Source organism: Geodermatophilus sabuli (genome assembly GCF_900215145.1).
Taxonomy (GTDB): Bacteria; Actinomycetota; Actinomycetes; order Mycobacteriales; family Geodermatophilaceae; genus Geodermatophilus; species Geodermatophilus sabuli.
The window spans coordinates 368,135-388,735 of record NZ_OBDO01000004.1 but is presented as its reverse complement, the minus strand read 5'-3'; the positions used below and the strand labels follow the sequence as shown (position 1 = coordinate 388,735).

At 71.8% G+C, this 20,601-nt stretch carries 14 protein-coding genes; 5 read left to right on the top strand and 9 right to left on the bottom strand.

The genetic code is table 11. The annotated features are described in order from the left end of the window. Positions 1-14 precede the first annotated feature (14 nt). The 4 genes from CRP39_RS12115 to CRP39_RS12100 all read left to right on the top strand — a co-directional run bounded on the left by CRP39_RS12115 (position 15) and on the right by CRP39_RS12100 (position 5,094). Positions 15-1,055 (top strand): hypothetical protein, encoded by a 1,041-nt coding sequence (locus CRP39_RS12115; RefSeq protein ID WP_097206630.1) that lies wholly within the window; start codon positions 15-17, stop codon positions 1,053-1,055. Between the two features lie 91 nt (positions 1,056-1,146). Beyond that, on the top strand, positions 1,147-2,019 hold the full coding sequence (locus tag CRP39_RS12110; RefSeq protein WP_097206629.1) for a DUF3237 family protein: 873 nt from the start codon (positions 1,147-1,149) through the stop codon (positions 2,017-2,019). 16 nt (positions 2,020-2,035) lie between these two features. After that, positions 2,036-4,048: a hydroxysqualene dehydroxylase gene (locus tag CRP39_RS12105; RefSeq protein WP_097206628.1), complete on the top strand. Its 2,013-nt coding sequence runs from the start codon at positions 2,036-2,038 to the stop codon at positions 4,046-4,048. A 2-nt stretch (positions 4,049-4,050) separates the two neighbouring features. Then, on the top strand, positions 4,051-5,094 hold the full coding sequence (locus CRP39_RS12100) for a polyprenyl synthetase family protein (RefSeq protein WP_097206627.1): 1,044 nt from the start codon (positions 4,051-4,053) through the stop codon (positions 5,092-5,094). A gap of 367 nt (positions 5,095-5,461) precedes the next feature. Here CRP39_RS12100 and CRP39_RS12095 read toward each other — a convergent pair whose 3' ends face one another. The 7 genes from CRP39_RS12095 to CRP39_RS12065 all read right to left on the bottom strand — a co-directional run bounded on the left by CRP39_RS12095 (position 5,462) and on the right by CRP39_RS12065 (position 16,223). Beyond that, positions 5,462-6,064 carry an RNA polymerase sigma factor gene (locus CRP39_RS12095; protein WP_097206626.1) on the bottom strand — a complete coding sequence of 201 codons (603 nt, stop codon included), beginning with the start codon at positions 6,062-6,064 and terminating at the stop codon, positions 5,462-5,464. 602 nt (positions 6,065-6,666) lie between these two features. Then, positions 6,667-9,495, bottom strand: a complete 2,829-nt coding sequence (gene lanL, locus CRP39_RS12090; RefSeq protein ID WP_172442412.1) for a class IV lanthionine synthetase LanL — start codon at positions 9,493-9,495, stop codon at positions 6,667-6,669. 7 nt (positions 9,496-9,502) lie between these two features. Further along, on the bottom strand, positions 9,503-10,549 hold the full coding sequence (locus tag CRP39_RS12085) for a radical SAM protein (RefSeq protein ID WP_097206624.1): 1,047 nt from the start codon (positions 10,547-10,549) through the stop codon (positions 9,503-9,505). Positions 10,550-10,577: 28 nt separating this feature from the next. Continuing rightward, entirely contained in the window at positions 10,578-12,287 is a 1,710-nt protein-coding gene (locus CRP39_RS12080) for an ABC transporter ATP-binding protein (protein ID WP_216359706.1), read from the bottom strand. After that, positions 12,278-13,945, bottom strand: a complete 1,668-nt coding sequence (locus CRP39_RS12075; RefSeq protein ID WP_172442411.1) for an ABC transporter ATP-binding protein — start codon at positions 13,943-13,945, stop codon at positions 12,278-12,280. The genes CRP39_RS12080 and CRP39_RS12075 overlap by 10 nt, the downstream gene beginning before the upstream one ends. A 356-nt stretch (positions 13,946-14,301) precedes the next feature. Beyond that, complete coding sequence (locus CRP39_RS12070; RefSeq protein ID WP_097206622.1) at positions 14,302-15,372, bottom strand: radical SAM protein; 1,071 nt, start codon at positions 15,370-15,372, stop codon at positions 14,302-14,304. Between the two features lie 143 nt (positions 15,373-15,515). Beyond that, positions 15,516-16,223 carry a LuxR C-terminal-related transcriptional regulator gene (locus CRP39_RS12065; protein ID WP_097206621.1) on the bottom strand — a complete coding sequence of 236 codons (708 nt, stop codon included), beginning with the start codon at positions 16,221-16,223 and terminating at the stop codon, positions 15,516-15,518. A gap of 524 nt (positions 16,224-16,747) precedes the next feature. Between CRP39_RS12065 and CRP39_RS12060 the strand changes: the two genes are divergently transcribed. Next, entirely contained in the window at positions 16,748-17,566 is an 819-nt protein-coding gene (locus CRP39_RS12060; RefSeq protein ID WP_097206620.1) for a PIG-L family deacetylase, read from the top strand. A gap of 398 nt (positions 17,567-17,964) precedes the next feature. Here CRP39_RS12060 and CRP39_RS12055 read toward each other — a convergent pair whose 3' ends face one another. Both CRP39_RS12055 and CRP39_RS12050 read right to left on the bottom strand, forming a co-directional pair. Next, positions 17,965-19,734 (bottom strand): EAL domain-containing protein, encoded by a 1,770-nt coding sequence (locus CRP39_RS12055; protein WP_097206619.1) that lies wholly within the window; start codon positions 19,732-19,734, stop codon positions 17,965-17,967. Positions 19,735-19,882: 148 nt separating this feature from the next. Further along, the gene (locus CRP39_RS12050) at positions 19,883-20,557 is read right to left on the bottom strand and encodes a response regulator (protein ID WP_097206618.1); all 675 of its coding nucleotides are present in this window, start codon (positions 20,555-20,557) and stop codon (positions 19,883-19,885) included. Positions 20,558-20,601 lie beyond the last annotated feature (44 nt).

Genomic DNA, 20,601 nt, shown 5'->3' with positions numbered 1-20,601 from the left:
GCGGAGGCGGACTGATGGACGACCGGAACAGTCAGGTCGGGTGGACCGAGGCGCAGTGGAACCGCGTTCGCGAGGAGGTGATCCGTGCATGGCAGAGCGTCCGGGTCGCCGGTTCGTTGCTCCCCGCCTACGGCGGTCTCCCACGCAGCACCCAAGTCGTGCCCAGCGAGATGTTCAACACCGACGGCAGCGTCGACGAACGGTCCACCTCACCCCTGCTCGAGATCGCGTTGCCGGTCACCTTGAGTCGCCAGCAGGTCCTGGAGGAGGACCTGTCCGGTGCGTTGCTCCAGTTCAGGCGCAGGGCCACCCAGGTCGGTCAACTCGAGGACTGGTACATCTTCAACGGCACCTATCCCGGCGACTCGCCGATGCAGCCTCCGGCTGCTCCACAAGGGGTACCCGCGCCCCTGCCCCATCGACGTCTCCCGTCCTATCAATTCCTGGACGACCTGGTCACGACGTACCGGATCTTGATCGGGGGGCCGAATCCGGTCGCGGATCACCGCACGATGATCCGAGGACTGATCCAGCGGGACCCCGGGTCGCTGGGCTTGATGCATGGGGCACAACAAGTACGAGACAAGGGCAGGCGCGTGATCTGGGCGAAGCGTGGGTCACTCGACAAGAACGGGCTGATGCGCGTGATCGTCCAAGCCATGAACGTGCTCGAGGAGCACGGCTATGTGGCTCCGTACGCGTGTGTGCTCGGTCGTCTTCCCTTCGAGGAGGCGCATGATCCGGTGGGAGAGTCGATCACCTATCCGCGCGACCGGATCGAACCGCTCATCGGTCGCGAACTCCTGCACGCGAGCGCCCTCGACGTCCTCCCTCGCACATCCCGACAGTACGACAGGAACTACGTCCAGCGATATCGCAGCCGAGGTGTGCTGCTCTCCCTGAACAGTTTCGCCGTCGATCTCGCGATCGCTGCGGAGGCAACGCCGGAGTTCAGGTACGTGGATGCGGAAGGCCGCTACATCTTCTCTGTCTTCGAGCGCTTCGCGGTCCGCATCAAGGACCCCAGAGCCATAGTCCCGCTGCTGTTCTACTAGTCGGAGCCGCACGAGCCCGCGGGTCCGGCCGTCAGTCGGCGCGATGTCGTCGTGATGTGGCGATCACCTCCAGGAGGGAGCCCCAGGCTTGATGCACTTCGCGCACGACAATCTCGAGATGTGGTACGGGACGCCCGATGCGCCTGCCCCGGACGGGACGACCGAGCAGCGCAGGGGTGTCTCGATCACGGTGGGGGTCCGCCCTGCGAATCCGTCCAACACGGTGAGTGTGCGCTACCGGGTCGACGGGCAGGGCGTCGTCACCGCCCCGGCGCGGCTCGAGGCCCACGACCTCCGGGGGAACACGCAGTACTTCCGCGCCACGTTTCCGGTGTTCTGGTCCGGTGAGACGGTCGAGTACCTGCCGGTGGTGTGGTGCGGGGGACGCCGCGCGCCGGATCCGGCAACGGCCAGCACCTTCCCGTCGTCGTTCCGGCTCAGCACGACCAGCGCATTCCCACCGGCGAGCAGGGCTCCCGAGACCGACGGTGCGGCGCGAGCCGTTTTCCCGGCCCGGCTCGAGCACCTGGTCCACGTCACAGTCCTGCTTGCCGGAGAGCCGGAGGTGATCGGGGAGACGCCGGCGGGCTTCCTCGTCAACTGGTACCCGGTGAGTGGCGCACTCGACGGGCCCGCCTTCCACGCCTCCGTCATCCCGGGCGGGGAACACCAGACGATCGTCCGCCCCGACGGCATCGGTGTCCTCAGTGCCAGCGTGTCGACGAGGACCCGCGACGGTGTCCTCATCGCCCTGCGCCACTCCGGCACGGTGGACTACGGAGAGGACTGGGCCAGACGACTGGGCTCGGGAGGCTGGCCCTCCGCGCTACCGGTGCGTACCCACATCCGCTTGTTGACCTCTGCTGTGGAGTACCAGTGGCTCAACCGCCTCCACTGCCTGAGTGTCGGCGAGGTGCGACCCCACGCGGATCTGTACAGCTACGACATGTACGCGGTGCGATGAGCGGCGGGAGCCGACGGTGACCAAGACGGTGATCGTGCTGGGAGGCGGCATCGGCGGGCTGAGCGCGGCCCACGAGCTGAGCGAGCGCGGCTTCTCCGTCCGTGTCTTCGAACTGCGGGACGTGCCCGGAGGCAAGGCCCGCAGCGTGGTCGTCCCCAGCACGGCGCCCCGCCAGAACGTCGGGAGCGTTCATCTCGGCCGGCTCGCGGCCCCGACCCGCCGGGACCTCCCGGGTGAGCATGGTTTTCGCTTCTTCCCGCGGTTCTACCAGCACGTCATCGACACGATGGAGCGGGTTCCGTACCGCGGCTCGCGATCGGTGGCCGACAACCTGGTGGACACCACCGGGACCATGTTCGTGCGCTTCGGCCGCCGCTCCCTCAAGTTGCCGACCACGACACCCAGGACCGTTTCCGAGATCTTCACGCTGGTCACCGACCTCCGGGCGTTGTTCGGGCCCGAGCTCGGGATCTCCCCAGAGGAGTTCGCCTTCTTCGGAGAGCGCATCTGGCAGATCATCACCAGCTGCCCGGAGCGCCGCATCGACGAGTACGAGAAGCGCGGCTGGTGGGAGTTCATCGACGCGGAGGAGCGATCGGACGCCTACCAGAAGTTCTTCGGAATCGGTTGTACCCGGTCGGTCGTCGCAGCTCAGGCAAGGCTGGCGAGCGCCAAGACGGTCGGCGACATGTTCGTGCAGTTGTTCTTCAACCTGGCCGAGCCGGGGATCAGCGCCGACCGCGTGCTCAATGGGCCGACCAATGACGTGTGGATAGACCCCTGGGTCAGCTACCTGCGCGGCCGTGGCGTCGACTACCGGTTGAACACCCGCGTCCGATCGATAGAGATGGACGGCGGCCACGTGGGCGGGGTGGTCCTCGAGAACGACCGTGCGATGAGCGAGGCACACGCGGACTACTACGTGTCTGCTCTCCCGGTCGAGGTCATGGCCGGTCTCCTCACCGACCGGATCGTGTGCGCCGACCCAGGGTTGGCCAACATCTTCACGCTGAGCGGGAACACGGACTGGATGAACGGCATCCAGTTCTACCTCGACGACGACGCGCCCATCGGGCCAGGGCACCAGATCTACATCGACTCCCCGTGGGCACTCACGTCCGTGTCCCAGGCGCAGTTCTGGCCCGACGTCGACCTCAGCCGGTTCGGTGAGGGCAACATCCGTGGCGTCATCTCGGTGGTCATCTCCGACTGGGACACGCCCGGACTGAACGGCAAGACGGCCCGGCAGTGCACCCGCCGCGAGATCAGGGACGAGGTGTGGGACCAGCTGAAGCGCAGCCTCAACGTGGAGGGCGCCGACGTGCTCGAGAACGAGAACCTCGTCCACTGGTTCCTGGACCTCGCCGTCGACCCGCTGCTCAAGACCAACGCAGAGCCGCTGTTCGTCAACCTGGCCGACACCTGGCGGCTCAGGCCGCAGGCGGTGACCGCCATCCCGAACCTCTTCCTGGCCGCCGACTACGTGCAGACCTCCACCGATCTGGCCACGATGGAGGGGGCCAACGAAGCGGCGCGGCGTGCGGTCAACGGGATCCTCGAGCACTCGAGCTCAGATGCACCGCGGTGCCGGCTCTGGGACCTGCACGAGCCGGAGCTGCTGGAGCCCTGGCGCGCCCACGATCGGGAGCGCTACCGACAGGGTCTGCCCTGGGACGACACCGGCGTCAGGCTCGGACTCTCCGCGCTGGCAGCGCTCCGACGCGGGGCCGGCGCGCTCGAGGCCTCGATCCTCGATGCGATCGGCTCTGCGATGCACGTCGAGGACCTGCTCTCGTACGTCAGGACGGGGGAGAGCCGGTCGGAGTTGCTGGCGCGGTTGACGGCCGAACCGGGAGCGCCCTCGGGCGAACTGCTGCGCGCCTTTGCCGAGGCGTCGCGCACGGCAGGTGGTCCGGCGGAATCCGTGATGGCCTCGGTGCTCGAGGCGTTCTCCTCCGCGGGGGCCGCCCTGCGGGGGCAGGAGCCTCCCGACTCGTCGACGGGCAACGTCCGTTTTGTCGAGCGCTGAGCATGACGGCCCGGCTGGGAACAGCGGCGGGCGTCGAGCGGCAGCTCGCCGAGTACCGTGACCTGACCTATCGCGCTCTGCGCAGGCAGTTGCCCACCCGCGAGCCGAGACGGTATCTGTACGACCTGATCACGGGTCAGCTCTCGCACGTCGGCAAGGGCCTGCGTCCAGCGTTGTGCATCGCCACCTGCCGAGCCTTCGGCGGCTCCATCGAGCGGGCTCTGCCGTCGGCGGTGTCGATCGAACTCCTGCACAACGCCTTCCTCGTCCACGACGACATCGAGGACGGAAGCCTCTACCGACGCAACGAGGCGACGCTGTACGTGGAGCAGGGCATCCCCATCGCCATCAACGTCGGTGACGCGATGAACGTCCTCAGCATCGGCTCGCTGATCGAGAACATCCCCATCCTCGGCGCCGACCTCTCCTACCGCGTCTTCCACGAAGCGCAACACCTGATCCTGCAGTCGGTCGAGGGCCAGGCACTGGAGCTCGGCTGGACGCGTGACAACGTCTTCGAGCTGACGGAGGACGACTACCTGCGGATGGTGCTCAAGAAGACGTGCTGGTACACGTCGATCCATCCCTGCCGGATCGGAGCCCTGATCGGGACGTCCGGCACCATCGACGCCGACCGGTTCAACCTGTTCGGTTTCCTGCTCGGTGCGGCGTTCCAGATCCAGGACGACATCCTCAACCTGGTCGGGGACGAGGACCAGTACGGCAAGGAGATCCTCGGCGACATCTGGGAGGGCAAGCGGACACTCATCCTCATCCACGCCCTCCGTCAGTGCACCGACGGAGAGCGGGATGAGCTCCGACGGGTCTTCTCCGTTCCGCGTGAGCAGCGCACGGAGCGCGACGTGCAGTGGGTCTTCCGCCTCTTCGAGCGTCACGCGAGCATCGAGTTCGCGCGTGCCGCCTTGCGTGAGATGGTCCAGGCCGCGCTGGAGGAGTTCGACGTCGCGTACCGCGATGCGCCGGCCGGGGCCGATCGTGACTTCATCCGTCAACTGATCCCGCTCCTGGGCGACCGGCAGGTCTAGCGACGGGGCCGTCCGGTCGGCGGCGGATCCGGAGGTCCCGCGCCAGACGATCAGGCGGCCGAGCGGCCCCCGGCGCTGACGGCAGTCGTGGCACCTGCCCGCGCAGGACGGCGATGCGGCGCCACGGCTGATGCGGATCCGGACGAAGCGCCCTGGCCGTTGCGCCGGGCTGTCGCGAGGACCAGGTGCCAGTCGGTGCAGTCCGGACAACGGGCCATCCAGACCGATCGGGCGTGTCGGAAGCAGGGCCGGGGAGCGAGCATGGTGGACCTCGGATGGTGACGGGGGTGGCCGGGTGGTCTGCTCGCCACGGGCGGGGAACGCAGTGGCGGCGAAGGGTTTGGACGGCGTGGCGACTGCTGGCCCCTCACAGGTCAGCAGGTCCCAGACTGCGAGCTGCGAGCTTCTGCTGGAGCTGGGCGAGCGCCCGGGCCCGGGTCGGACCGATGCTCCCGATCGGCACCGAGCACTTCGCCGCGACCTCGCTGTAGGAGTCCAGTTCGTCCCGGAACAAGGCGAGGAGGAGGGACCGTCGGCGGGGTGAGAGCTCGGCCACCGCCCCCCACAGGCCGCGCGCCGCGTCGCGGTCGGTCACGCTCGTCTCGAAGTCGGCCGCCGGGTCCTCATCCGGCACCTCCTCGACCCCGAGCACCAGATCCTGCCTGGAGGCCTTCCGCAGCACCGCCAGTGACTCGCGCGTGGCGGTGACCGCGAGCCAGCCCGCGAGTCGCTCCGGGTGGTGGATGGTGTGCATGTTCTGCAGCAGGCGCATCCAGGTCATCTGGGCGACGTCGAAGACGTCTGCCGACTGGAGGCGGAACGACCTCGCCACGGACTTGACGAGGCCGTCGTACTTCTCGACCAGCCGCCGCCAAGCCAGCTGGTCACCCTCGGCCGCCTGCTCCAGCAACGCCTCGTTGTCGCATTCCGTGGTGGCGTGCGCAGTGGTGAGGTACGCGTTCAGGGTCATTGCGGACAGTCCTGTTCTCGCGTGGCCGGCCGATGCGGTCGGATGCCCCTGGAACGGGAGGGGCGAGTAGGCAGTGGACTCGCAGCGAAGCCGTGCCGCCCCTGGTAGGAGGTGCTGCGGGGAATGGACTGCACTGGAACTCGCTGTGCACAGAAACTACGGCGCAGGACGCGGGCCGGGCTGCCAGCCGGCGGACACGCGCCCTGTCATCCCGATGACAGCTCTCGCCACGGACGGCCGTCGCGGGCTCACCACCGACGTGCGGGAGTCCACCCGGTGTCCACCGGGGACCTGTCTGCACCCGGACGCGCTCGGCGGCGCGAGCACCTCCGCCGCGGACCCCTCCAGCTGCCCCCGCACAGCGGCCGGCTCGCGCGAGTCATGCCTCCGTCGCAGCGAACGGACGAGCCAGAAGGAGCTGACGAAGCACTACTCGCCGGTCGCCCCCGTCGAGTGCGTCGGTGGTCGTCGAGAAGTCGGCGGGTGCTGTGCAGGGTCGGAGGTGGCCGGGACGAGGCTCGGCCGCGCGCCACAGTCAGGTGTTCCACCGCTCGTCCGACCACACCGACGGCTGCGCGAGCCGGAGGACACATCCTCCGCCGTCACCACGGTCCGCCACCGCCCCCACCGGTGGCCGTGCCGGAGACACGCGTGCCGGTCCGGGGCGTTGCACCAGCGCGACCGGCCGCCACCACGCCGTCCACGCCGTCCGATCCGGACGCAGGTGTCCGCGACCGGGGCTGCCCGTCCGCCACGCCGAGCGGATGCTCGCTGGTCCATCCACCCGGCAACCACAACCGAGAGCCGCCGTGCTGCAGTCGCAGGAGGAAGGCCGCCACGCCGCTGAGCCCCGTCCCGAAGTCGGCGACCACGTCGTTGCCCATCTCGTCGGGGACCACCATGCGTCCGGCTCGCAGGGCGTGGCGCACGCGCAGGCCGACGGCCAGTTCCCTCGCCCAGTTCCGGTACCGCTCGTCCCCGAGGACGTCGGCGAGATCGAGGAGGAACTCCCCGTCCCCGGCCAGCCCGTGGCACTGTGCCGTCCCGGCGTGCCAGCGCGAGCGACGGACGGCGACGGCGGCCTGCGCGCTCAGCTCGGCATACCTCGCGTCTCCGCCGTGCTGCCACACCCGCGCCAGGAAGGTGCCCACGCCCGAGGAGCCGCTGCACCAGGTCGTCTTCCGACGGCCACCCTCCGGACCAGCGGTCCAGTACGCAGCTCCGCGGTCCAGTTCCGCCGCCGCGGCGAGGGTCTCCGCGGCCGCGCCCGCGAGGTCCAGGTACGGGTCCGACCCGGTGGCCCGGCCGGCGGCGAGGAGGAACGTGCCCACGCCCGCGATGCCATGAGCGAAGCCGTAGTGGGCAACCCCGGCCATGCTGGATGCGAAGCCCTGCGGGATCGGCCACAGGACGTCGTCGCCCTGGCGTCGGGCCGCCGATACCAGCGAGTCGGCAGCCTGGCACGCTCGGGTCAGGAACTCGTGGTCACCCGTGCACTCCCAGAAGCGGAGTTGGGTCAGGCCGGCCCCGGCCACACCGTGGCAGACGTCCGGGTTGGGCCATCGGACCGGCACCCGCCGAGCGAGGTCCGCGGCGACCGACACGAGATCCCGGTCGCCGAGTGTCCGGCCGGCCTCCAGGAGCGCCCACGCCGTCCCGGACCGTCCGAAGTGGAGCCCCGGCAGCATCCGGGGCTCCCGGTGGACCCGGCGGCCGATCCAGCGTGCGGTGACGTCGACGGCCTCCCGGAGCCCCGGGTCCCGGCTGATCTCGTGGGCGAGCGTGAGCACCCGCAGGACTCCAGCGGCGCCGTGCTGCACGTTCAGCGGGTCGGTCGTGGTGCCGAAGGCAGCCGACGGCCACAGGCGCGTGGCGTGGTCGGGATCCATCGTGGCGACCAGGTGCCCCAGCGCGTCGTCGACCATCCGCCGGAGGTCGGCGTCGTCGATCCCACGGGGAACCGCGATGGGCGCAAGAGGGGAGCGATCGGCCAGTCCGGCTCGGACGGCCTCCAGCCCTGGCCGGCGGGCGGGGTCCTCGTGCAGGAGCGCGGCGATGACCGGGGCCAGCCGCCGCGCCGCTTCGTTGCCGCCCGCGACCTGGTGGAGCCAGCTCGCGATCCGCTCCCGGTGCGGACGGGGGTGCGGTTCGTCCGGCGGCAGCAGCGGGTCGGCGCCGGTGACGAGGTAGAACAGGGTCGCACCGAGGCCGAACAGGTCGGCCGCCGGCTCTGGCGCCGGGCCGATCGCCGGCAGGCCGGCCAGTTCGGGCGCCACGTACCCGGGCGTGTACGCGGCAGCGACGAGCTCCCCGGGCCGGGCCAGCAGTTCCAGGTCGATCAGGCGGAGCTCGCCGTCGGGCGTCACCATCACGTTGTTCGGGTCCAGGTCGCGGAGCACCAGTCCCTGGCCGTGCACCAGCGCCACCAGGTCGACCAGCGCACCCGCCATCCGGGCGACCGTGGCCGGCGAGTTCCCCCAGGTACCGCCGTCGTCGGGCGCGGTGTTGTCCGGGACCCACTCGCGCAGCGTGACGCCCGGCACCGCCTCCTGCGCGAGGAAGAGGTCGCCCTGCTGCTCGAACAGCTCGAGGAGGCGCGGGGTCAGACCTGACGGCCCGAAGAGCTCGAGCATCGCCGCCTCGTGGCGCCGGGCGTCGCGGGCGTCCCGCCCGGTGAGGTCCGCCCCGGCATGCGGACGCGCCTGCTTCAGCACGACCGTCTCCCCGGTGACCTCGTCCGTGGCCCGGTACACGCCCCCGGTGAACGCGTGGCGGATGACCTCCCGGACCAGGTACCTGCCGTTCAGCAACACCGGTTGGGTCGCTGCGCCCGCGCCGGCCGGAGGGATCGGCCGGAACGGGTCGGGCGGCGCCCAGGGCGGCGGGGTGAACCATGCCTTGCGCTGGTCCGGGACCAGGCTGCCGTCCGGAGCCATCAGCATCGCTTCGTAGGTGCCGTCGTTGCCGAGGAGGGGGACGCCGGTGAACGTGCCGAACCGGTAGTGCACGAGACTCCCTGGCCGGTACGGCCTGTCCGAGAGGATGCCCGGACCCGGCAGCCCCTCGATCACCCGGTGCAGCTCCGCGGCCAGAGCCCGGAGCGCATCACCGTGGAGGTCGGGGTAGGCGGTGAGGAACTTGCCTCCGCCGCCGCGGTCGCACCCGCGGGATCCGAGCTCCTGTACCAGGCGCAGGGTGGGGGCGAACTTGAACGGACAGCGGTGCCGGACGAGGACGTCGGCCGCCCTCGCCAGGACGACGGGAGCGGACAACGGCGTCGCCGACAGGTGCAGCTTCCACCCCTGCATCCCGGGGACCCCGCCCGGCGGCTCGACGTGGCACCAGGACCTCCCCGGCCGCACGCGCCAGTCCTCGGCCCCGCAGCGGTCGAGGACAGCCTGGAGGCCGTCGACGAGGAGCGTCTCCTCCACGGTGGCCTCAGACCCCTGCGGGCTCGGGGAACTCGGGTCGCTGCCCGATGCGGACCCGGTCCTCTTCGGACCCGAAGTGTTCATCCAGGCGTCGGGCCGCCGCCGCCCACTGGTCCATCGTCCGCACCGGCGTCAGGGTCTCGACCACGACGGGATCGCTCCACCGGGCCACGGCGCGTTCCCACAGCAGCGCGGGATCCTCGGTGAGGATGTTCCCCACGGTGCCTTCGTAGATGCACATCGCCCGCACCTGCCCGTCCGGCTCGATCGCGCACGCGCGGAAGACCTTCCCGGCCGCGACGAGGTCCGGGTGCATGCCCATCGCCCGGTTGTCCGACGTCATCAACTCCACAGAGGGCGGGGCGAGTGTCCGCAGGCGCGCCCTCAGCGCACGACTTCCCAGCGCGTCCGCCTGCTCGTCGGCGAGCAGTTCATGGCTGACGAACCCCGTGCGGCTCGCGAGCCCGCTGGGCACGACGGCGCTGAGGGACAGGAACTGCATCTCCGGGAAGCGGGGGGCGAGATCGGTGCAGAAGGCCTCCAGCTGCGGGAAGCTGCTGCGCACGATCGTCGCGTCGACACCGAACTCCAGCGGCGGGCCGCCGGCCAGCCGGCTCTCCCGGGCTGCGTCGTCCAACAGGCCCAGGGCCAGCATGGCCCGGTCGAAGGCCCCGGCCCGGCCGCGGATCCGGTCGTGCACCTCGGGGGTGGCACCGTCGACGCTCACGTGGACCCGGGGCCGCAGCCGCGTGATCTCGCGGAGCATCGAGGCCCCCCGGAGCGGCCATCCGCTGGTGTAGAGGTACACGTCGACACCGGCGCTGATGATCCGGTCCACGGCCTCGAAGACGCCCTTCACGACCAGCCCCTCACCGCCGGCCAGTCCGACGCCTTCCGGGCGGAGCGAGATGATCCGGTCGGCGACGCGCAGGATGTCCTCGTGGCTCAGCTGCCGGGATGGACGCCGCCCGGACTCGGAGTAGCAGTGCGTACACCGCAGTGGGCACGTGTAGGTGATGTCCCAGACGATGTGCGTGGGAGGTGCGATCGTCATGGCGCTTCTCTCCTGTTCGAGTTGCTCATCAGGCACGGGAGAGGTCCCAGTGCCCCACCAGGTCTGCGTAGAGGGCGGAGCTGCGCACCAGCTCGTCGTGACTTCCCAGGCACGCCGTGTCGCCGTCGAGCAGGAGCACCTGATCGGCGCGCACGGCGGAGCTGAGGCGGTGAGCGATGACGAGGAGGCTGCCCTGGCGCCGGGCGAAGGCCATTTCGGCGCGGGCCTCGGCCACCGGGTCGAGGCTCGAGGTGGCCTCGTCCAGGATGACCACCGGGGCCGGTGACAGGAACACCCGGGTCAGAGCGATGAGCTGCTTCTCGCCGGCCGAGAGCTCGACACCGCCGGCGCCGACCCGGGCGTCCAGCCCGCCGAGCCGCTCGAGGAGCGGCGTCAGGCCGATCTCGTCGGCAGCCTCGGTGACCGCCCGGTCGCCGGCCCGTGGCGCCAGGTAGGTGAGGTTCTCCCTCAGCGTGCCGGCGAAGACGTACGCCTCCTGCGGGATCAGGCCGAGCTGCCTGCGCAGATCGCCGCGACGGATGTCACAGATGTCCACGCCGCCGAGCCGGACCCTGCCCCCCTGGGGCGGCAGCAGGCCGACGATCAGGTTGGCGAGCGTCGACTTGCCGATGCCGCTGGGGCCCACCACCGCGAGGTGACCACCCTCGGGGAGCACGAGGTCGAGGTCACGGACCACCGGGGCTGCGTGTGCGCCGTAGGCGAACGTGAGCCCGCTGACCTCCAGGTCGTGACGCGCCGGAGCAGGCACCAGGTCCCGCTCGGGCTGCGGGTCGGTGAACCCCTCGCCGAGCCGCACGATGGTCACGGCCATCTCCAGACCCCAGGTCGCGACGGCCTCGACCAGCCTGCGCAGGGCGGGCTCGAGTCCGACCGTCAGGTACGTGATGGCGCCCACGAGGCCGCCGGCGGTGAGCTGGCCCTCGCGCAGCAGCCACGGGGCAGCGGCGAGCAGCACGAGGAGCGGCAGTTGGGCGCCGAGGAAGACGATCGCGGTCCGCAGGGCGGTCCTGCGGACCAGGCGGCGCTCGTTCCCCACGGCCGCGTCCGTGGCGGACCCGACCTCGTCCGCCGCACGGTCCACCGCCCCGCACGCGATCGCATCGCGAACGCCCTCGACCGTGGCACTCGCCCGACGCGCGACCTCCTCCTCGGCCAGCAGGACCGCTCGGTGGCGTTCGGCCAGGTCCGGCAGTTGCAGTGCGAACAGCGTGAGGGCGAGGGTCGCGCACGCCCCGGAGAGCAGGGCCGCCACCGGGGACAGCAGGGCCAGGCCGACGAGCGCGGCCACCACCGTGAAGACGATCTGCCGTACCACGCGCAGGGTCACGAAGAGGACCTCGCGGACGGCCTGGACCTGCTCGCCGAGCCGCGCGACGGCCGCGGTGTCGACCGTGCGGGTCTCGTCGGTGACGGCGCCCCGGACGACAGCCGTGAGAAAGGCGTCTCGCACCGGCTCGATGACCGCGGCGAGCCAGGGGAAGAGCTGCCGGGTGCCGGCCGCGCCGATCGCGGCGGTTCCCAGGAGCAGGGCCAGGTACCCGAGCCCCAGGCCGGCGTCGTCCGCGAGGAAGTGGTCCACCGCGCGCGACACCGCAAGGCCGGACACGAGTGCCGGCAGGGACTCCACGACCGACCAGAGCAGGATCCACGCCAGAGGGCGTGGCGAGCCGCGGAGCTGGCGGAACACCAGCGCGATGCCGGGCTGGTTCAGGCGCACAGCTCCTCCTCGTCGACCTGCGGTTCCCCTTCGCCGACCTGCGCCACCGACGCGAAGACCGCGCGGTAGGCGGGCTCGGCGGCCCAGAGCACGGAATGTGGCGCGACGGCCCGGATCCGACCGTCCTCCAGCCACGCGACGAGGTCCGCCCGGGCGGCGGTGGCCACCCGGTGGGCGGCCAGGAGGCGGGTACGGCCGGCCAACCCCTCGGTGAGGGCGGCAGCCAGCTTCGCCTCGGTGATCGTGTCGAGGCTGGACGTCGCGTCGTCCAGGACCAGGATGCGGCCCCCGTGCACCACCGCGCGGGCCAGGCCGAGCCGCTGCAGCTCCCCACCCGACAACGGTGCGCCGGTGAGAGGCGTGTCCACCCCCTGCGGGAGCCGCTGGACGAAGGCCTCGGCCTGGGCGACCGAAGCCGCTTGCCCGACGTCGGCCCCGGTGGTGCCGGGACAGCCGTACGTGAGCGCGTCCCGGACCGTTCTGCCGAGCAGCACGGGGCGGTCGAAGGCGTAGCCGACCCCGCAGCGCAGGGCCGCCCGGGAGAGCGAGTCGACGCGGACCCCGTCGATCAGGACCTCACCCTCGTCCGGGTCCAGGAGGCGTCCGGCCAGCAGGGACAGGGTCGTCTTACCGGCCCCCGAGCGACCCACCACGGCAACCGACGCGCCGGCCGGCACGTCGAGGTCGAGCCCGTCGAGGACCGTCCGGTCCTCGTGGCGCACCGTCACCCGGTGGAAGGAGAGCGCTCCCGGCCCGGGCGGCAGCACGTCGGCCGGCGTGCTCGTGGCGCAGCGGAACTGCGGTCGTTCGGCCAGCACCTCGATCACCCGACCCGCGTGGGCGCGGGCGCCGGCCAGGAACATCAGCGTGTCGACCTGCTGGACGAAGCCGAGCGCGATGGGGACGTACAGCGCGGCGGCGAGGAACTCACCCGGTGACAACCGGCCGGTGGTGACACCGAGGCCGGCGACGGCGAGGATGACGACCCGGACGCCGACGAGGGCGAAGGGCACCTGCCACGAGACCGCGCGGCGGGCCGCCCAGGTACGCAGTCCGGCCGACGACAGGTCCGGCATGGGGGAGAGGATCCGTTCCACCTCGCGGGGCCCGGTGCCGGCCGCGCGGATGGTCCTGCTGCCGGCGAGCGCGTCGGTGAGCCGGACGGCGATCGCTGCGAGGTGCCGGAGGTAGTCCTCGAAGCTCGAGGTCACCCGGTTCATCAGGTGGTGGAGCAGGAGGACGATCGGGAGCGCGCCCACCAGGAACGCCACCCCGAGCCGCCAGTCGACGATCCAGAGCGCGATCAGCGCGCCGAGGGACGCCGCCGTGGCCACGACGGCCTCGACGACCTCCGGTACTGCTCGGGCGCTCATGGAGGCGTTGTCGGTGAGCCGGGTGACGAGATCTCCGCTGGCATGACGCCGGGTCCCCGGAACGCCCAGTGCCAGGATGTGGGTGACCAGCCGGTGCCGCAGGGCCGCGAGGGTGCCGGTGCGCGCGGACACCCCGGCCACCTCGCCGTAGGCCTCCGCGAGGGCGCGCAGCAGGATCAGCGTGGCGAGGGTCGCGAGCTCGCGGCCGGTGCCCTGCCGGGCCAGGACCTGGTCGACGACCCGGGCAGCGACCACCGGGACCAGCAGCGAGACACCCAGGGTCACGACGGTGCAGACACTCTTGGCCGCCGCGTGTCCCGGGGCGAGTCGCACCAGGCCGACGAGCCCACGCCAACCGGGTGGGGTCTGTGCCGTGCGTCCCGCCGATGCGGTCCCGGTCATCCGTTCACCTCATCTCGGGGTGCGGCGCACCGTTCCCGCGTGGTGTGCGCGGGAACGGTGCGCCGCGAGCGACTACTCCGCCGTGTGGCAGGTGCAACGACAGGGGAACAGCCCCGGCGCGGGCTCCATCTCCTCGAGCATCTGCAGGGCCTCGACAGAGGTCTCCATCCGAATCACCTCCTCTCCTCATCTGGTTGGGCGGGTACGTCCCGTGCCCGGAGCACCGGGCGCGGGACAGCTCAGCGCGACTCGGCCAGCGGTAGGTACACCGGACGGCGGTCGATGCGGTCGCGGTCGTCGTCGGTGGCGAAGTGGCGGTCGAGCCGCCGGGTCGCCTCGGCCCACTCCCGCATCGTGCGTACGGGCGACAGGGTCTCGACCACGAAGGGATCGGCGAGCCTGGCCATCGACCGCTCCCAGAGGGTGAGGGGCGCCTCGGTGAGGAGGCTCCCGACGGTGCCCTCGTAGATCGCCATGGCCCGCACCCGGCCGTCCGGTTCCACCTGCATCGCCGGGAGCAGGCCCGCGGCGACACGGTCCGGGCGGTACTGCAGCAGGCGGTTGTCGGTAGCCGAGACCTGCATCGACGGCGGGAGGAGGGACTGCAGGCGGCCGACCGTCTCTGGGCTGACCAACCGGTCGGCCTGCTCGTCGTCGAGGAGCTCGTGGTCGACGAAGCCGGCCCGGCTGGCGAGCCCGATCGGCATCGCCGCGCCGAACGAGAGGAAGGCGAGCTCGGGGAAGCGCGGAGCGACGGTCGTGCAGAAGTCCTCGAGCTGGCCAAGGCTGCTCCGGACGATCGTCGCGTCGATCCCGGCGCACAGCGGCGTCTCCCCGCGGAGCCGTGCCCTGCGCGCCGCCTCGTCCAGCAGGCCCAGGGCGTTCATCGCCCGGTCGAAGGACCCGGCCCGGCCGCGGATCCGGTCGTGGACCTCCGCGGTCGCGCCGTCCAGGCTGACGCTGACCGTGGTGCAGAGCCGCAGGACGTCCTCCACGATCGCCGGGGTGACCCGCCAACCGCTCGTGTAGAGGTGCACCTGGACACCGGCCGCGGTGATCCGCTCGACGACCTCGCGCAGATGCGGCACGACGAGGGGTTCGCCCCCGGCCAGCACGATCCCGAGCGGGTCGAGCTGGAGCAGCGCATCCGTCACCTGCAGCAGGCCGGCGCGGTCCAGTTGCCGGGATGCGCGTCGGCCCGACTCGGAGTAGCAGTGCGCACACCGCAGGGGGCAGGCGTAGGTGATGTCCCAGACGATGTCCTTGGGACCGGCGACGGTGGCGGCCGGTCCGGTTGCCTTGGCGGTCATGGCCATCTCCTGTCCGGCGACTGAGCGGATCTGGTTCGTTGCAAGGTTCTGGCGGATGCACCCCCACCTGGCAGGGGGCCTGCCCCCGGCGACCCGGGAAGACCTCCCGGGTGTCCCGGGTACGTCCGGCGACGGCCGCCACCTCATGCGCTCAGCGCGCCCAGACCGGCGTCGCGGGCCCGCACGATCGCCTCGGCGCGGCCCCCCACCTGCAGCTTGTTGAAGATCGCCGAGACGTGGTTGCCGACGGTCTTGGGCGCGAGCTGCAGGCGGCGTGCGACCGCCGAGTTGGGCGCGCCCGCGGCGATGAGGTCGAGGACCTGGCGTTCCCGCGCCGTCAGTTGCGGGAAGGGCACCGAGGGCCTCCCGGCGGACCCGGACACGAGATCGGCGAGCCGGTCGGCGATCCGGGAGCCGAAGACGGCTCCTCCCGCGGCGACGCCGCGAACGGCGTGCAGGACGTCCTCCCGAGGGGCGCACTTGACGACGTATCCGCGCGCCCCGGCGCGGATGGCCGCGACGACGGACCGGTCGTCGTCCACCATCGTGAAGACCAGCACGCCCACGCCAGTCACCGACCGCGCGACGTCCCTGATGACGGCGAGGCTGTCGGGACACCCCCGTCGCATGTCCGTGACCAGGACGTCGGGGCGGTGCAGCAGCGTCTCCCGCACGGCGTCCCGCCCGGCGGCCGACTCGCCGACGACGGTCATCCCGTCGGCGTTCGCGATCAGGGCACGCAGGCCCGCCCGGACCACGGGGTGGTCGTCGGCCACCACCACACGCACCGGCGCGGGTTCCTCGCGCCGGATCGGGACGACCCTGCCCACCTGACCGACACCGGACGGCATCCCCGGTTCGTCATGCGTGTCCGGGTCCCCGGACCGCGACGGACGGTGGGCTGCCGCGGTCAGAGGTGGGCAGGCAGACTGGTCAGGCATCGATCCTCCCGAGCATCGGGTACACGTGGATCGAGTCCGGACCGACCGCTGCCTGATACACGGCGGTGTCCGCTCACCGGTCCCACGGGTCACCCTCGGGGGCCGCGCGGGGCCAGGGCACCGCGGCCCTGCCAGTCCGCCTGGGGCTCGGCCGGTTGCCGCGGCCAACGCCGGGACGGGCCGGCCTGCCTGCCTGCCTGCCAGAGCGAAGTGACGACAGCACGGGGCGGGACGGTGGGTGTGCCCCCGCCAGGTACGGATCGCGTATCAGCTGGAGGCGTGCGCTGCCTCTGACAGGACATGGTGACTCCGTTGCGCACCGCTCCCGGACGGTCCGGCACGAGCACGTGCGGCGTCTGGCAGCCGCACCCTGACGGCACTCGCCGCGCCGTCCGCGGGTGGGGCCGTGCGGCCCACGGGAGTGGCGGGCCACGGTGATCGAGGCCCCCGCCGGGACCGCCCGCATGACCGGCCGGTCAGTCGTGTTCTTGCACGCGCACCCTGACGACGAATCGATCTTCACCGCCGCCGCGATCCGGCGGTTGGCCGACCGTGGCGCGCGTGTCGTGCTGGTCACCGCGACTCGGGGCGAGGAGGGCACTCCGCTCACGCCCCTGAGGCCCGGTGAGACCCTCGTGTCCCGTCGCGTCCGCGAGCTGGAATCCGCCTGTGCCCTGCTCGGTGTCGCCCGGCTGGTGATCCTCGGACACCGCGACTCCGGGATGGCCGGAGCGCCCACCAACGGGCATCCCCGGGCATTCGCGCGCCAGGTGCTGTCGTCGGCGCGCGCACTGGTCGACCTGGTGGACGAGGAGCGAGCCGAGGCGCTGGTGCACTACGACGGCAGAGGCATCTACGGGCACCCGGACCACATCGCGGTCGCGCGGCTCGGCCGGTGGGTCGTGCACCGTATGCAGGTGACGGGTTACGAGGCCACGGTGAACCCGGAGCACCTGCTGGCCGGCCCCCGCCATCTCGTCGAAGGCAGCCGACCCCGCAGCGCCACTCGCCACCTGGGGTCCCGGCCAGCAGAGATCACCACGACCCTGCGCGCGAGCACTGCTGAACTGCTCACCAAACGTCGGGCGATGGCCGCACACGACAGCCAGGTGCCGCGCGAGGCCGTCACGGCCACTGAGTTCGGACGGGTCTACGAACACGAGTGGTTCGTCGGAAGCGGGCAGCACGGCATCTTGGACGAGGTCGCTGACGACCCGACCGGACGGAACTCCGGAGCCAGCCTGTCAGCGTGATCCTGGCAGGGCTGTCGACCGCGGCGGGGACGACGACGCCCCGCCACCGTGGTCTGGTCCCGACCCGGGCTCTCGGGTCGTGCTCACCCGCGATGACCTGCTGTGGTCCAAGACCGGTGAGGACGCCGAGGGCCAGATCACCCTGGGCCTGCTCGCGTGCTCTCCCACGAGTGCCGGCGTGCTGGTCGATGACAACGGGCGAGGCGGACAACGGGCGAGGCGCTCGGCCTGCGGCCGTCCCGAGCTGGAGCTCAGGACCTGCACCGGCCGGCGTCGCCCATGGGACGACGGCGGCAGCGGGGGCTGGATGTGCTTCAGCCGGTGTCCGAGGGGCGACACGGTACGTACGCACACGGCTTCGACCACGGATCACCGGGCGTGTCGATGAGGACCGCGCGTCACGGGCCGCCCCGCCGCCCGCGGCCCTCCGGTGCCCGGCTGTCCGGATCGCCGACGGGCGGCGGGAAGCGGCGCGGGGGATGCCTCGCGGTCCCGGCGAGCCCGGCGAAACGCCTGGCGTCCGGGAAGTCGTCCGGCGTGCCGGCAGAACGACGGATCCGCTGGGAGATGACGCGGGCGACGCTGGAGGGGAGCCAGCGCCGACCCGCGGGGGTACGGAAGCCCTCGGCATCCAGCTCGGCGGCGATCGTGTCGATGGACGCCCCGTCCCGGTGCAGCTCGAGCAGCCTCTCGACACCGTGCGCGCCGGCACCGTCGCGCTGACCGCGCCTCGTCCTCCTGGAACGGACGGCGGCCCCGCGCCCCGTGGCAAGCGGGCTCGTCCACGCGCGGCCGCTCAGCAGCGCCGTCGCGGGGACGGCCGGACCCCACAGCCAGCCCTGTGCGGTGACGCAGCCGAGCCCTCGGAGGAGCGCAGCCTGCTCTGCGGTCTCGACGCCCTCGGCCACGACGGCGACCCCCACGGCTCGGGCGAGGTCCACGATCCACGCGACGATCGCCAGCGCATCCCGCTGCTCCGTGATGTCGACGACGAAGGACCGGTCGATCTTCAGCGCGGAGATGGGGAGGTCCCGCAGGTGCGCCAGTGAGCTGTAACCGGTGCCGAAGTCGTCCATCGCCACCCGGAAGCCCTGCTCGCGGAGGAGGCGGAGCAGCCGTGCCGCGTACTCGGTGTCCTGCATGATCGCCGTCTCGGTGATCATGAGGACCAGCTGGCCGGCCGGCAGCCCGCATCTCTCGGTCCAGCCCAGCAGGTGGTCGAAGAGGAGGCTGTCGGCCAGGTCGGCGGCCGACAGGTTCACGGCGAGATGGGCGTCGGCGGGGACGACGCCCGCCGCGCGGAGCCGAGCCATGTCCCGGAGGGCACGCTGGATGACCCAGCGGTCCAGCTCGGGTGCCACACCGAGCAGCTCCGCCGCAGCGACGAAGCTGCTGGGCGGCACCGGACCGCGCTCGGGGTGCGTCCAGCGGGCCAGGGCCTCCATCCCGACGACCAACCCCGACCGCAGGTCCACGATGGGCTGGTACTCGAGGTGGAGCTGCTCAACCGCCAGCGCGGCCGGCAGGTCGGCCGCCAACGCGTACCGATCCGCTGCGTCGTCGCCCAGCGTCTGCTCGTACAGGTGCACCCGACCGCGGCCGGCGCTCTTCCCGGTGTGCACGGCGGTGTCCGCACGGCCCAGCAGGTCCGTCGCCGAGACTGCCGCCTCCGCGGGTGCCGAGGCGACGCCGATGGACGCCGTGACGTGCACGGCGGCACCGTCGATCCGGAAGGGCTCGGCCAGGATGTTCCGGAGGAAGCAGGCCAGCGCATGTGCCGAGTGGTCGCCGGTGTCCTCGCAGATGACCACGAACCCGTCGTCACCGAAGCGGGCGACGGTCTCCTCCTGGCCGGACACGGCCGCGCGCAACCGCGCGCCGATGGCGACCAGCAGCCGGTCACCGACGCCGTGCCCGCGGGAGGCGTTGACCATCCTGAAGTGGTCCAGGTCGACGAGCAGGACGGCGGTCGAGTGCTCGGCGCTGGTCAGCGCGTCGGTCAGCCGGTCGACGACCAGCGTGCGGGCGGGCACCTGCGTCGGGCTGTCCGGGCTCGTGGCGGATCGCAGCTCCGGCTCGGCCCCCCGGACGTCGGCGGAGCCCGGGACCTCCACCGTGGTGTGCTCCCGCGGGACGTCCTCCGCTCGCCCGCGTCGTGACCTGGCCACGTGACTTCTCCTGTGCTCTGGCGAACCGGCGCGCGGCTGCCCGCCGGCCGCCTCCCAGGCTCATCAGGCCGCGCGGCCGCGGCCAGATGCGCCCGCGCCACCCGCCTGGTGCGCATGCACTACGAGCCGGTCCACGGCCGGACGCCGATCAGCCGCTGTCGACCAGGCCTTCGCGGACGGCGATGGACAGCACCTCCAGCTTGGAGTGCGCGCCGAGCTTGGCCGAGAGGTTCGCCACGTGGTTCCGCACGGTGTGCACGCTGATCGTCAGGTGCTGGGCGATGTCGGCGTTGGACAGCCCTCTCGCCAGGAGGTCGAGGATCTCCCGTTCCCGCTCGGTCAGCTCCGTGCTGCGGGCGCCGCTCCGTCGCTGCAGGCGCGGCAGGAGGCGGGTGAGCAGCTTCGCGCTGACCACCGACTCGCCCTGGGCCGCCGCCCGCACGCCGGCGATCACGTCGTCCAGTCGCTGGGTCTTGGCGATGAAGCCGGCTGCGCCGGCCTCCATGGCGGCGACGAGGAGGCGGTCCGAAGCCGTGGCGGTCAGCACCACGATCCTCGCGGAGGGTCGGATGCGGTGCAGACCGGCGATCGCGCTGACCCCGTCGCCGTCGGGCAGCCGGTGGTCCAGCAGGACGACGTCCGGAGCGGCCGATGCGATCAGGTTCTGTGCATCGGTGACGGACGTCGCTTGTCCGACGACGAGCAGGTCCGGCTCGGACTGCAGGGCATGCGCCAGACTGGTCGCGAACATCTGGTGGTCGTCCACGACCAGGACCCGGACCGTGCTGGGCCCGGGCCCGTCTGGCGCGTCGGGCCGGCTCACGATCCGAGTCTGACACCGCACCGGCGGACCGACGAGGGGTGACG

Excerpts from the sequence above, each read along its gene's own strand:
- CRP39_RS12115 (WP_097206630.1), top strand. The coding sequence starts at position 15 with ATGGACGACCGGAACAGTCAGGTCGGGTGGACCGAGGCGCAGTGGAAC.
- CRP39_RS12110 (WP_097206629.1), top strand. The coding sequence starts at position 1,147 with ATGCACTTCGCGCACGACAATCTCGAGATGTGGTACGGGACGCCCGAT.
- CRP39_RS12100 (WP_097206627.1), top strand. The coding sequence starts at position 4,051 with ATGACGGCCCGGCTGGGAACAGCGGCGGGCGTCGAGCGGCAGCTCGCC.
- CRP39_RS12095 (WP_097206626.1), bottom strand. The coding sequence starts at position 6,064 with ATGACCCTGAACGCGTACCTCACCACTGCGCACGCCACCACGGAATGC.
- CRP39_RS12085 (WP_097206624.1), bottom strand. The coding sequence starts at position 10,549 with ATGACGATCGCACCTCCCACGCACATCGTCTGGGACATCACCTACACG.
- CRP39_RS12070 (WP_097206622.1), bottom strand. The coding sequence starts at position 15,372 with ATGACCGCCAAGGCAACCGGACCGGCCGCCACCGTCGCCGGTCCCAAG.
- CRP39_RS12065 (WP_097206621.1), bottom strand. The coding sequence starts at position 16,223 with ATGCCGTCCGGTGTCGGTCAGGTGGGCAGGGTCGTCCCGATCCGGCGC.